The 13,739-nt window shown below is 45.0% G+C and carries 12 protein-coding genes; 7 read left to right on the top strand and 5 right to left on the bottom strand.

Annotated elements, in window-relative coordinates:
• The first annotated feature begins 17 nt into the window (after window positions 1-17).
• The 3 genes from A0256_17345 to A0256_17335 are packed head-to-tail and all read left to right on the top strand — an operon-like array spanning window position 18 to window position 3,559.
• Window positions 18-887 (top strand): formate dehydrogenase accessory protein FdhD, encoded by an 870-nt coding sequence (locus A0256_17345; GenBank protein AMR33056.1) that lies wholly within the window; start codon window positions 18-20, stop codon window positions 885-887.
• A complete protein-coding gene (locus A0256_17340) occupies window positions 871-1,230 on the top strand; it encodes a hypothetical protein (protein ID AMR33055.1) in 360 nt (119 codons plus the stop codon). The genes A0256_17345 and A0256_17340 overlap by 17 nt, the downstream gene beginning before the upstream one ends.
• Entirely contained in the window at window positions 1,223-3,559 is a 2,337-nt protein-coding gene (locus A0256_17335) for a hypothetical protein (GenBank protein ID AMR33054.1), read from the top strand. Before A0256_17340 ends, A0256_17335 begins: the two co-directional genes overlap by 8 nt.
• A 21-nt stretch (window positions 3,560-3,580) precedes the next feature.
• Here the strand turns inward: A0256_17335 and A0256_17330 are convergent, their stop codons facing one another.
• Complete coding sequence (locus A0256_17330) at window positions 3,581-4,003, bottom strand: secondary thiamine-phosphate synthase (protein AMR33053.1); 423 nt, start codon at window positions 4,001-4,003, stop codon at window positions 3,581-3,583.
• A 666-nt stretch (window positions 4,004-4,669) separates the two neighbouring features.
• On the opposite strand from A0256_17330, the gene A0256_17325 reads away from it, so the two are divergent.
• The gene (locus A0256_17325; GenBank protein AMR33052.1) at window positions 4,670-6,037 is read left to right on the top strand and encodes an amino acid permease; all 1,368 of its coding nucleotides are present in this window, start codon (window positions 4,670-4,672) and stop codon (window positions 6,035-6,037) included.
• Window positions 6,038-6,041: 4 nt separating this feature from the next.
• On the opposite strand, the gene A0256_17320 is transcribed toward A0256_17325, so the two are convergent.
• From A0256_17320 to A0256_17310, 3 genes are all read right to left on the bottom strand, one after another.
• A complete protein-coding gene (locus A0256_17320; protein ID AMR33051.1) occupies window positions 6,042-7,706 on the bottom strand; it encodes a hypothetical protein in 1,665 nt (554 codons plus the stop codon).
• Between the two features lie 190 nt (window positions 7,707-7,896).
• Entirely contained in the window at window positions 7,897-8,271 is a 375-nt protein-coding gene (locus A0256_17315; GenBank protein ID AMR33050.1) for a UDP-glucose 4-epimerase, read from the bottom strand.
• A 330-nt stretch (window positions 8,272-8,601) separates the two neighbouring features.
• Window positions 8,602-10,104: an aldehyde dehydrogenase gene (locus A0256_17310; protein AMR33049.1), complete on the bottom strand. Its 1,503-nt coding sequence runs from the start codon at window positions 10,102-10,104 to the stop codon at window positions 8,602-8,604.
• Window positions 10,105-10,261: 157 nt separating this feature from the next.
• Here A0256_17310 and A0256_17305 point away from each other — a divergent pair, with 157 nt between their 5' ends.
• The gene (locus A0256_17305) at window positions 10,262-11,194 is read left to right on the top strand and encodes an AraC family transcriptional regulator (GenBank protein AMR33048.1); all 933 of its coding nucleotides are present in this window, start codon (window positions 10,262-10,264) and stop codon (window positions 11,192-11,194) included.
• Window positions 11,195-11,297: 103 nt separating this feature from the next.
• Here A0256_17305 and A0256_17300 read toward each other — a convergent pair whose 3' ends face one another.
• Complete coding sequence (locus A0256_17300) at window positions 11,298-12,143, bottom strand: AraC family transcriptional regulator (GenBank protein ID AMR33047.1); 846 nt, start codon at window positions 12,141-12,143, stop codon at window positions 11,298-11,300.
• A 149-nt stretch (window positions 12,144-12,292) separates the two neighbouring features.
• Here A0256_17300 and A0256_17295 point away from each other — a divergent pair, with 149 nt between their 5' ends.
• Complete coding sequence (locus A0256_17295) at window positions 12,293-13,255, top strand: phytanoyl-CoA dioxygenase (GenBank protein AMR34601.1); 963 nt, start codon at window positions 12,293-12,295, stop codon at window positions 13,253-13,255.
• 83 nt (window positions 13,256-13,338) lie between these two features.
• Complete coding sequence (locus A0256_17290; protein ID AMR33046.1) at window positions 13,339-13,704, top strand: glyoxalase; 366 nt, start codon at window positions 13,339-13,341, stop codon at window positions 13,702-13,704.
• The last annotated feature ends 35 nt before the right edge of the window (window positions 13,705-13,739 follow it).

Raw genomic sequence — 13,739 nt, 5'->3', positions numbered from 1 at the left:
TAATTGTATATTTGAGTATGCCGGCTAATGCTGTTTTAAGAATCCCAGTTACAACGATCAATAATGGCGAAAAGGAAGATAAAAGCGACGCAATTGCTATAGAAGAGCCTTTAGAAATCCGCATTATTTACGGGCCTGCCAGCGAGCGTAAAATGCAAAATGTTTCTGTTACCATGCGTACTCCCGGTAATGATGAAGACCTGGCATCAGGATTTTTATTTACTGAAGGAATCATTAAACGGGCCACAGACATTCAACAGGCATCGCATACTTTTATCGCCTGTGCAGAAAATCAGGAAAATATTATTGAGGTAAGTCTTGCAGAAAGTGTAGTACCTCATTTGCAAAATACCGAACGGAACTTTTACACCACTTCCAGCTGCGGTGTATGCGGCAAGGGCTCGATCAATGGCATCAGGACGGTTAGCAGTTTTTCAGCCGCGCAGACTGATAAAAACGCCATTAGCGCAGAATTACTTACCGCTCTACCGGATAAACTGCGAACTCATCAAAAGGTATTCGCTGACACCGGTGGTTTACACGCTTGCGCGTTGTTTAATGCCCAAGGCGAGTTGCAATTGGTTAAGGAGGATGTTGGCAGGCACAATGCGCTGGATAAGCTGATAGGGGCTGCGATGAAGCAATTCACTATGCCATTAAACAAGTCGGTATTGCTGCTGAGTGGACGCGCCAGTTTTGAGCTGGTTCAAAAAGCAGCTATGGCAGGTATCAACATTATTGCAGCTGTAGGGGCACCATCCAGTCTGGCCGTTCAGCTGGCAGAAGAATTTAACATAACGCTGGTCGGTTTTTTACGCGGACAGCGGTTTAATATTTACACTGCGCCTGAGCGCATTTTACTAGCATTACATGAAAATTCGTATTAGAAGCGGCGCTTTACGTTATCGGCTCACCCGCAGTGAGGTTGCGCTGTTCCAAAGAGAAGGCGTGATAAAGGAAAAAGTGCAGATAGGCGATGATCAATTGATCTACGTTTTACAGCGGACAGCCGAAGCCCGATTATCGGCAACATTCAAAAATAACATCATCAATTTACTGGTGCCGGAGCAAATGGCTGACGAGTGGACCGGGACCGATAAGGTAGGCATATCCGGCGAAGACCGTAGTTTACATTTATTGATAGAAAAAGATTTTACCTGTCTCGACAACGTAGAAGAAGACCAGAGCGATAATTACCCAAATCCTTTAGCTTTAAAAGATCATGAGTGAGAAAGAAAAGGAAAAGCCGGCTGCAGAAAATCCGGAACAATTGCGCCATTTAAAAGTAACCAAGCCCGAAACTTGGGCAGCGGGAATACCCGCTGTGACAGCGGCTTTTGCGGATATACTGGAGGAAACAGGCGCTATCCGCGGGCCGGGCGCTTTATTTAAAATGAATCAAAAAGGCGGTTTCGATTGCTCCAGCTGCGCCTGGCCAGATCCGGATGATGACCGTTCGCCAATTGCCGAATATTGCGAGAATGGCGCAAAGGCACTTGCCGAAGAAGCAACCACCAAAAGAATTGGCGCGGAATTTTTTGCCAATAATTCTGTTGCAGACCTCTCCCGGCTGGATGATATGGACATTGGTAAAAAAGGGCGGATTTCCCAGCCAATGTATTTGCCTAAAGGAGCTACGCATTACCAACCCATTAGCTGGCCTGATGCATTTAAAAAAATTGCCACGCATTTAAATGGTTTAGCGTCACCTGATGAGGCCACCTTTTATACTTCGGGCCGTACCAGCAATGAGGCTTCCTTCATTTACCAGCTGTTTGTACGGGAGTACGGTACCAACAACATGCCCGATTGCTCCAACATGTGCCATGAATCTACCAGTGTGGCGCTTGCAGAGTCGATAGGGATCGGGAAGGGAACCGTAACCTTAAATGATTTTTACGACACCGATGTGATTATCATTATGGGGCAAAACCCGGGCACAAATCACCCCCGGATGCTTACGGCATTAGAGAAAGGTAAAAAGAACGGTGCAAAGATCATTGCAATCAACCCGCTGCATGAAGCAGGTTTAATGGGTTTCAAAAATCCACAGTCGGCCAAAGGCATCATGGGTATCAAAACCCAACTCGCCGACGTGTACTTGCAAGTGAAGATCAATGGCGACATGGCCATACTAAAAGCAATAGAAAAGCTGTTGTACGATTTTGAGCAACAGGAGCCCGGCCAGGTATTTGACCGTGCTTTTATCGATAAAAGCACTACGGGCTATGACGAATTTATAGAGCGGGTGAAGCATTTTGATGTTGCAGCATTGTGTGCGGCTGCGGGGGTACAGGTAGATAAAGCCGTGGAAGCTGCCCAATTACTCCGCCACAAGAGTCGCATTATCATCTGCTGGGCCATGGGTATTACGCAGCAAAAAAATGGCGTAGATGTCATCAAAGAGATTTTGAATCTAACGCTGCTGAAAGGCAGCATTGGCAAGGCGGGAGCTGGTCTGTGCCCCGTACGCGGACATAGTAATGTGCAGGGTAACCGTACCATGCTGATATTTGACAAGCCTAAACAAGAGCAGCTGGATAAGTTGAAAGAAGTTTTTGGGTTCGAACCGCCAAGGGAACACGGGTATGATGTGGTAGATTCCATCAAAGCAATTCATGAAGAAAAACTAAAGGTATTTTTTGCAATGGGCGGCAACTTCCTTTCTGCCAGTCCGGATACCGGGTATACTGCTGAGGCAATGCGCAAACTAAAGCTTTCTGTACATGTATCTACCAAGCTCAACCGCAGTCATTTAGTTCACGGAGAAGAGGCTATTATTTTGCCAACACTTGCCCGGAGCGATAAAGATGTGATTAACGGCGAAGTACAATTTATCAGTGGCGAAAACTCGATGGGCGTGGTTCAAATGTCAAAGGGGATTCTGGATCCGGTATCAGATGATCTGCTGAACGAAACACAGATTATTTGCGAACTGGCCAAAGCAACGCTTGGCAAACGCAGCGTTATCAATTGGGATAAGTATGCCAACAGCTACGATGCAATTCGTGATGTGGTAGGCCAGGTAGTTCCCGGATTTGAAAACTACAACCAGCGGGTGCGTTTACCGGGTGGTTTCTATTTACCAAACGGGCCTCGTGAGGGTATATTTGAAACTGACTTATTTAAAGATAAGGCACCGTTTACCATAACACAGATCCCCAACCATGCGATGGCGAACGATGAGTTTATGATGACCAGTATTCGCAGCCATGATCAGTTTAATACGACTATCTATGGGTTGGAAGACCGCTACCGTGGCATCCATAACGAGCGCCGGGTGATTTTCATGAACCCCGCGGACATTAGCAAAGCTGGGTTAATGCAGGGAGACAAAGTTGATCTTTATAATTATTTCGACGCTATAGAAAGGGTGGCGCGGTTGTTTGTAGTAGTACCTTACGATATTCCTGAAAGAAACACGGCTACTTACTATCCCGAAGCAAACGTGCTGATACCGATTAACAGCGTTGCCTTAAAAAGCAATACACCAACCAGCAAGCTGATATTTATAAAAATTAAGAAGCACGAAGAACAGGCAATAGTTCAGAGCCGCTAATTGCAGAAAGGAGCTTGGTCGTCATTCGCCCCAGGCGGTGATGACCAAACTGCGCTGTCCGCCATAGTTACGGTGTTCGCAGAGATAGATGCCCTGCCAGGTACCCAAAGCTAACCTGCCGTTGCGGATCGGGATGGTAACCGAGCAGCCCAGCATAGCCGCTTTTAGGTGTGCCGGCATATCGTCAGATCCTTCGTCATCGTGGCGATAATCAGGATCGTTCTCCGGAACCGCTTTATTAAAATACATTTCAAAATCCAGTCGCACGGTGGGGTCCGCATTTTCATTAATGCTGAGCGAGGCGGAGGTGTGCTGAATAAACACCTGGCAAATCCCGGTTTTTATCTCGGATAGCTGCGGCAGGGCAGCTGTTACTTCGGAGGTGATGATGTGAAAGCCACGCCGGCGTTGGCGCAGATCTAAAGTTTGCTGGTAAATCTTCATGGTATCGAAACAGAGGAATAGGTGAGATGTTCGATGCCAATATCAGCAATAAAAAATAAAACGCTGCAAAGAGGTTATTGCGAAGATTAATCTGCCTAACATAAAAGCAATAGGCTATCGGCACTAATGCCCGGTATCTTGATAACAAGCACGCGCAAATTTCATAACGCCAATCATTCGCTTTCCGAAGGCCGGTAACATGGTAAACTGCATATTATAAGGGTGGATTGACAGGGAAGAACTCAAATAAAAAACAGCCGATCAACCAGTATTTCATATTCACTCACTTAATCCAGGTTGAAGCAATTGGCCAATTGCGTTTGACTACCACTTAACAAATAGAAAAACCGGCTGTTTTTCATTTGCAATACGGAAGTTATAACCGATATGTAACAGCCAGATTCAAAATAATGCTAATAAAACGCTATTTACTTACACAATTCCAGAAAGCATCAATTGTTAAACCTATCGCTTATACGATAACCCCTTGTTGTTCAGCAGAAATAGACAATGTTACATGGACGGTTTTTTTGGAACGAAAGCGTTAATTTATATTTATTTTATACTATATGATACCACAACACGGTATAGGGCACTAATTACAAATCGCTGACCCAATAAATTTCTGCCCTGAAGTAATAAAATTAATTTTGCACGTACACACAAATGGCTGAAAATTCACTCGCGCGCCGCCTGGGCCTGGCACAGGCAACAGCCATCAACATGACGGATATGGTGGGCATAGGCCCGTTCATTACTTTACCAATGGTTATTGGGATGATGAACGGCCCATGGTTTTTATATGCCTGGCTGGCAGGCGCGATACTATCTTTTATCGATGCGATGGTTTGGAGTGAACTTGGGGCGGCGTTTCCGATGGCGGGAGGGTCTTATAACTTTCTGAAAGAAACCTACGGCAAAACAAAGCTCGGCCGGCTTATGAGTTTTCTTTTTGTCTGGCAAACCATGATCCAGGCGCCCCTGGTAATCGCTTCGGCAGCCATAGGCTTCGCCTATTATTTTTCATATTTAGTGCCTTTATCCGTTATCGAAAGCAAAATGCTGAGCGGCGCTGTTGTCATCGCCATTGTTGCATTATTGTACCGAAAGATAGAATCTATAGGTAAAATAAGCATAGTGCTTTGGGTAGGGGTGCTGGCTACCATGGTTTGGATCATCGGCGGGGGCATTTTTCACGGTAATTTTTTACAACCCATGCGTGAGGTTAATAACGGCCTCACCATTAATTATGCATTTATCACCGCAATTGGTTTTGCCAGCGTTAAGAGTGTTTACAGTTATTTAGGTTATTATAATGTTTGCCATTTGGGCGGCGAGATCATTAACCCGTCGCGTAACATACCCCGGAGTATGTTTTTGTCTATCGCCGGCATCGCTGTATTGTATATGTTAATGAATGTAAGTGTAGTAAGTGTAATACCATGGCACCATGCCAAGGACAGCAAATTTGTGATCAGTGAATTTATGCAGCAATTAGCGGGTGACACTGCGGCTAAAGTGGTGACTTGTTTGGTGCTTTTGGTGGCATTTTCTTCAGTGTTTTCAGCAACACTTGGTTATAGCCGCATTCCGTATGCTGCTGCGGTTGATGGTGCTTTTTTTAAGATCTTTGCAAAACTTCACCCCACGGGTAACTTTCCTTATATTTCATTATTATTTTTAGGAGGAATAGCCTTTGTATTCAGTTTGCTTTTTAAGCTTGGGGATGTCATCAGTGCTATATTGGCCATGCGGATCCTGGTACAGTTCATAGCACAGGCAGTTGGCCTGTTATTGTTGCGGAAAGCAAGGAAAACCACCCTGTTCCCGTACAAAATGCCATTATTTCCATTACCGGTTTATCTCGCTATCATCATCTGGTTTGGCATCCTGATCTCAACAGGGCTGCATATGGTTCTGGGAGGCTTAACGGCTATCCTTACCGGTATCATCGTATACTTTGTAAAAGCCAAGATGAACAAGGAATGGCCATTTGAACCACAATTAGTAAAGCAGGAGCAGGGCAATAATTAGTCGGCTATGCTATAGGCAGGCTAAAATAAAAAGTAGATCCTACACCAACCTCGCTCTCCACCCAAATTCTTCCGTTGTGGCGCCGCACAATTTCTGCACTTAGGTATAGTCCTATGCCAAAGCCACTGATGTGCTGCGTGTGTTTGGTTTCCACCCGGTAAAATCTATCAAACAATTTATCCAGGTGCTGCGGTTTTATACCCATGCCTTCATCGCGCACGCTTACTACAACCTGCTTATCTATAACTTTACAGGCAACTTCTATCAGTACGCCACGGGGAGAGTATTTAATGGCGTTGCTTAGAAAGTTACTGATCACACTGCCTATTTTATCCTGATCAGCCCTTATGATAACCGAACTGCATGGCACAAGTGCAATTTGATGGCTTGTAACGGTAAGCTTGGCTTCCTGGATCATATCCAATAGCAGCTCATCCAATAAAAACTCTTGTTGATTGAGGATGATCTTGCCGGATTCTAACCGCGAAACGTTGAGAAAGCCGTTGATCATTGTACTCATTTTCCTGACCTGATTACTTACTTTCCCTAAAGCGCCAATTGTAAAATCGTCTCCATTGTTTTGGGCTTTGCTCTGCAGCATTTGCACATAAGCACTCAATGTGGTAAGCGGTGTTTTTAGCTCGTGGCTTACCATCCCTATGAAATCATTTTTTCTCAGATCATCTAATTTACGTTCGGTTATATCCATAAACAAACCCGAATATTCGGTAACTTTTCCGTTAGTGTCTGCAAATGTTTTACCTGTTGTACGCACCCATTTTATCTCTCCGCTTAGCTGGTTAGTTATCGGGAATTCGGTATCGCTGCTTTCGCCTTTCGCCACTGCATTTTCAAGTGCGTCTTTTAATAGTTGATGGTAATTCGGATCTATAGCTTTTGTGATTCTTTCAGTCTCTACATCATCATCTGCAGGGAAGCCGAACATGTGCTTTATAAATGGTGATAAAGTGATTTTACGTGTCAGCAGGTCAAAGTTCCAGGTGCCCATCCGCCCGGTATCTATCGCCTGTTTTAACCGTTCCTCACTGCTGGTCAGTTTATGAATTACATCTTCCAGGTGGCCCTGGATAGCGCTTAGTTCCTGATTGGCCGCCTCCAGCTCGCTGTTAACTTGTTGATTAGCGGTTAGCCGCCGATGTTCTTCAATTAAGCGAAATTCAGACAGGTTAAGTTCATCTGTGGCGTTTAAATGAAACGAGATCAATTCGGCAAAAATCTTGAACATCCCGGTAACCTGGGGAGTTGTTAAAATCGCCGGACGTGGGTCTATTGCGCAAAGCGTTCCAAAAAACTCTCCGTTTCTGAGTCTGATAGGTATCGAGATATAACTTTGAAACCCGTACATGGCGGGCGTATGGTGATCTTTAAATGCTTCGTCGAGCGCCACGTGGTCAATTATAACAGGCTGACCGGTTTGCCTTATTTCATTACAGATGGTTGTCTCTAATTTTAACTCTCCACCTGCCACAAGGCCAAAATTTATCTCGTCGCGAACAGCGCAGGCAATCCACTTATCTTCGGTAACCCTTGCAATAGCAGAAAAACCCATCCCGGTACTACGGCAAATTACTTCTAATATCGATGCTACTATAGGAATCCGGCTGATTGCGTCAACGTCTGCCTGGATACTTTTAGGTAGATTGCTCATTTCAACGAAGGGGAGTAAAGTTGTGTTACAAGTATTTGCTACTGCCTCTAAGATAGGTTTTATTAAACAACTATTAAGAATTATTTCTTTTTGGAGGAAGTTGTGTTCGTTATAGGATAAATCTATTGCTCATAAAAAAGGTCCCGGAGCTTTCGCATACCGGGGCCTTCAATTAGATACTTATAAAATCCTAATCTTCTATGAATTCAACCGGCTGCAGGTTGGGTAATTCTTCGTCTGTAAAAAGCCGCGACTGGATCAAAAACCGGTACCCGGTGGGGATCTCGATTGAAAAACTGGAACCCCGGCCTTTAGTGATTGTAACTGTTAACTGGGTATGTTGCCAGTATTCAAACTGATCCTTACTCATCCAAAATTCGCAACCATCTATCTCGCCCAGCTTTACGTCACTTGCACCAAGTTTAAAATCACCCTTTTCAAAACACATAGGCGACGAGCCATCGCAACAGCCCCCGCTTTGGTGAAACATCAACTCGCCGAAACGATCTTTAAGTTGTGCAATCATGGCGGATGCTTCGGGAGATACTAAAACTCGTTGGATCATTTTGTTGGGCTAATGGATGGTTTTTTTTACAAACTTTGGCATTTTTTTAACACAGAGAACACGGAGGACTTGCAATATAACTATCGCGAAGATTTGAACACTGGCCAGGAGCTAAGTGAATTGATTTTGGCGCTCTCTATGTTTTTGTGTGCTTAACAAATCCCGGCAGCCTCCTTGTCAAAATAAATAGCATAGCCCCGGAGGACTTGTAATTTAGCTAGCGCGGAGATTTGCAAAATCCATAATAGATGAGCATTCCAATTGTTGTGCGCTCTGTGTTTTTCTTTGATCAGCAAATCTCCGTGCCCTTTGTGTTTTACCCCCCGTCTCTTAAAAGAAACCCAATTTATTTTTATTGTAAGAGATCAGCATGTTTTTGGTTTGGCGGTAATGATCCAGCATCATTTTGTGGTTCTCGCGCCCAAAGCCGGATTTTTTGTACCCACCGAACGGGGCGTGTGCCGGGTAGGAATGATAATTATTTACCCAAACACGGCCGGCCTTGATAGCGCGGGGCACCTGGTAAATCTCATGTGCATCGCGGGTCCACACGCCGGCACCCAGGCCATACATCGTATCGTTAGCAATTTCAATAGCTTCTTCGGTCGTTTTAAAAGTGGTAACGCAGGCAACCGGTCCAAAGATCTCTTCCTGGAAAATGCGCATTTTATTGTTTCCTTTAAAGAGTGTTGGTTGGATATAATAACCACCGCCCAATTCGCCATCCAACTGTTTTATTTCACCACCGCAAAGAACCTCGGCACCTTCTTCTTTACCTATTTTGAGATAGGATTGAATCTTTTCGTATTGATCATTTGAAGCCTGGGCGCCCATCATGGTGCTGTCGTCCAGCGGATCACCCATTTTGATCGCATTGGTACGCTCGATAACGCGGGTCATGAATTTATCATAGATATTTTCATGCACCAGGATCCTCGAAGGGCAGGTACACACCTCGCCCTGGTTAAGCGCGAACAGCACTGCACCCTCAATGGCCTTGTCGAAGAACTCATCATCCTTATCGGCCACAGATTCGAAGAAAATATTCGGTGATTTACCGCCAAGTTCCATCGTAACCGGGATGAGGTTTTCTGATGCGTATTGCATGATCAAACGGCCGGTTGTGGTTTCGCCGGTGAAGGAGACCTTAGCAATCCGCGGCGACTGCGCCAGAGGCTTGCCTGCTTCCGGGCCGAAACCAGTAACGATGTTCAGTACTCCCGCAGGCAGGATATCTTTGATCAGGTCCATCAGGATCATGATAGAGGTAGGGGTTTGCTCTGCCGGTTTTACCACGCAACAATTACCTGCCGCCAGGGCCGGTGCTATTTTCCAGGTGGCCATTAACAGTGGGAAGTTCCAGGGGATGATCTGGCCTACCACACCTAACGGTTCGCTGAGTACGATTGAAACGGTAAATTCATCATGTTCTGAAATGCCACCTTCTTCCGCACGGATAACACCGGCAAAATAACGAAAGTGATCAATCACCAGCGGCAAATCGGCGTTTTTGGTTTCTCTGATGGCTTTACCGTTGTCAATGGCTTCTACAATTGCCAGGTAATCCAGGTTAGCCTCAATTACATCGGCAATTTTATTCAATACCGAAGACCTGTAGGCAGCAGAGCTTTTACCCCACGTTTTGAAAGCCTCATGTGCGGCATCCAAAGCCAGTTCCACATCCTCCTTGGTTGAACGGGCGGCCCGGGTAAATACCTGTCCATCAATGGGTGATACATTGTCAAAATATTCGCCTTTAACCGGCGGGACAAATTTGCCGCCAATAAAATTGTCGTACTTCTCCTGAAAAGAAGGTTTAGCGTTGATGCTCATATGAATAAGATTTTGTTAAAATTGGTAAGGCTAAGGTAGCTGGAGACTACTACGCCTATTTGCACGATGCTATCATTTATTAGCACAATAATGTCAATATCTGAAAAAGTTGTTAATAAATTATAAATGTGCTATTTTGTACTTAAATTATAAGCTGATGCCTAACAGAACCCTGTTAACTCCGCTAAACCTCTCTAACGGAAAAGAAATAAATACACTGGTAGAAAACCGCAAGGCCTACACCATGAACCAATGCGAACTGAATGTTTTTGAAACCTATCAGCGCAGCGAACTGGTGCCTTTAACTTTTAGTGACCTGGTGATCACCAGCATGCTGCGCGGTAAAAAAGTGATGCACCTTTTTGATAAACCGGGCTTTGACTACCTGCCGGGCGAAACCGTAATTGTGCCGCCCAATATCACCATGACGATAGATTTTCCGGAGGCTTCCGCCAGCCAGCCCTCTCAGTGTACGGCCCTGGCCATTAATCAACAGGAGATCTTAAATACCCTCGATTTTCTTAATCAGAACTATCCCCGGGAGGATAACCGGTTATGGCAATTGAATTACAACCAGTTTCATTTTTTTAATAATTATGAGCTGGCGCAACTGATCAATAAACTCATCCGGATCAGTACCGGTGAGGCCCTTACCAAAGATGTGCTGGCCAACTTAACTTTGAAAGAATTACTGATTCGCATTATGCAGATGCAAAATTTTCACGACGTAAAGGATTGCGCGCATGAATTGGCCGGTGGCAACCGCTTCGCCTATGTTTTGGAATACATCAATAACAACCTAACCAGTAAACTGAGCATAGATGCCCTGTGCCGGCTGGCTTTTATGAGCAAGGCCAGCTTTTTCCGGGCGTTTAAACATGAACTTGGCATTTCACCGGTAGACTATATTATCAAGGAGCGGCTTCAGTTTGCCAAGCAGCTGATGAATAACCCGTTCAACAGTATTTCCGAAGCCTGTTTTAAAGCCGGGTTCAATAACCTTAATTATTTTAGCCGTGCATTTAGAAAAGTTGAAGGAATTACACCCAGCCAATATAAACTGAGCATGAAGCTGACCAATTTGAATTAAAATTCTTCTCTAAAGATCGAATTTCCAGGTATCAGAAAGCCACGAGCTTTCCGGTTCTGCACCTGCATTTCGCGCACATTGCGCTCCAAAATTTTACCTGTTTTTAAACCAGCCGTTTTCGCTTAAAGTCCGATGGGTTTTCTCCCACCATTTTATTAAACAATTTATTGAAATAGGACAGGCTCTCAAAGCCGACTGCATAACAGGTTTCGGTAACGTTTTTGTCCTGCATGAGCAAATTCTTGGCGATATCTATGCGGTACTGGTTTACAAAATCGGTAAAGGTCATATTGGTTTGGCGCTTAAAATAGCGGCAAAAGGCGGCAGTAGTAAGGTTCACCTTTCCGGCAACTACATTAACATCGGGTTTGCGGTTGTAGTTGGCATCGATATACTCATAAATGGCCCCCATCCTAATCTTATCTTTCAGGAAAAATTGCAAACTGATATCGTTTGCGTTTAAAATGGTTTTCTCGCTGGAGATTGCCAGGATATTGAAAACCGCCATTAGTTCCATTAACTGTTCAAATGAATTGCGTACACGCAAAGCTTTCAGCTTTTGAGTAACAATTGCCTTCGTTTCTCCATGAAAGGCTATCCCGAACGCTGCCTGTTTAAAAAGCTGGCCAATTGCCGTAAACTCCGGAGATGTATTAATGGCCGAACCCAGGAAATTTTCGCGGAGCTGAATCACGATCTGGTGGTAATCGCTGCGCAGCCTGTAATCAAAGTTTAGATGGGGGAGGTTGCCACCAATAAATACCAGGTCGCTTTGGGTGTACCCGGAGATATGTGACCCTACGTGCCTTATCCCGGCGTCTGCTTCCACATAAACCAGCTCAAACTCCGGATGGTAATGCCAAAGGAATGTATTACGCAGCCGCGGAGAAAACAGTTTAAAAGATTTCCCCGGTTCAAAATCTACTTTCTCTAATTGGATCTCATTCATTCCCTGTTGTCTTTACCAAACGTATAAATATAGCAGATATGTCAATACAGAGCAAAATCTGATCATTGGAAAGGAAATTTGGCTGACCGTGCCTGCCTAACTTTGAAGATCAAACCAATAATCATATGATCGCTGCAGCAAATAAATCAATGGGCACCCAGAGCATGTCGCCGGGCCCTGCCAATGCCCACAAGGAGATTCCCGGCAACCCTTCAACGGCCAAATCCAGCCAACTAAAACTAAACGACCGCAGCAACGGGAAACCCTTGCAGGTTTTAACTGAAGACGATTGGAAGTTCTGGATAGCAAACGGGTATGTAATCGTAAAGAATGCAGTGCCGCGTGAGCAAGCCGAAAAGCTGGCCGCTTACTTATGGACATATGAGGACAAAGACCCAAATGATATCGACACCTGGTATAAAAGGCCCAATGCCCAAATGCAAATGAAGGAATTGAACAACACGGGTATGGTGGAGATCTACAACCATCAGTTGATGTGGGATAACCGCCAGTCGCCGCGTGTACACCAGGCCTTTGCCGATATTTGGGGAACAGAAAAATTATGGGCCACCATTGACAGGGCTAACCTGAACTTTCCGCTCCGCCCGGGTTTTGAATATAAAGGTTTTGTTCATTGGGATTACGACCCCGAAACCAAACCGCAAAACGTGCAGGGCGTACTGGCGCTGGCCGATCAAACCGACGAAAATATGGGTGGCTTTCAGTGTATCCCCGAGCTTTACCGCACCTACGATACGTGGAAAATTACACAGCCCCACGACCGTGACCATTACAAACCGGATACCACCGGATTTGATCTTGTTAAAGTAAAGCTGGAAGCCGGTGATCTGCTGATATTTAACAGCTTGCTGCCACATGGCATCCGTGCCAACAACAGCGGTAATAAGGTGCGGATAGCGCAGTATATCGCCATGATGCCCGCCCAGGAAGATAATGAGGAACTGATAAAATGGCGCCTAAACAGCTGGCAAAGCCGCGAAGCCATGCAGGGCTACGCTTTTCCCGGCGACCCGATGGAACGCGAAAAGAAAAACCCGGTTGCAGAACTATCGGATCTTGGTAAGAAGTTACTGGGACTGCAAAAATGGTAATTGCCGAAAGCCTGAAAGCAATTGTTATCGAGTTGACCGGCAAGGATTTTTTTATATAAATTCGCAGTAACAATTATAAAATAATGCAACATAAAGCCAAATCTATCCGCCCTTTTATTGGTGCAAAAGACTATGAAATTTCCCGCGCTTTTTACCGCGACCTTGGTTTTGAAGAGGTGGTGCTATCGGCGGATATGTCGCTTTTTAAGACAGGCGATATGGGTTTCTACCTGCAAAGGTATTATATGCAGGATTGGATTGATAACTCCATGGTTTTTTTAGAAGTGGAAGATGTTAATGTCTTTTTTAATGAGCTGATAGCGCTTGGTTTGCCGGATAAATACCCCGGCGCCCGCGTTGTCCCGGTTCGCACTGAAAGCTGGGGCAGCGAGTGTTTTGTGCACGATCCTTCGGGTGTCTTGTGGCATTTTGGGGAGTTCGCGAAATAGAAATTGCATTGATCCTTGATTTGCTTACATGCTTC

The organism is Mucilaginibacter sp. PAMC 26640, from assembly GCA_001596135.1.
In the GTDB taxonomy this organism is placed as follows: domain Bacteria; phylum Bacteroidota; class Bacteroidia; order Sphingobacteriales; family Sphingobacteriaceae; genus Mucilaginibacter.
The sequence above is the reverse complement of the archived record's forward strand: the minus strand, read 5'-3'. Positions and strand labels throughout refer to the sequence as shown.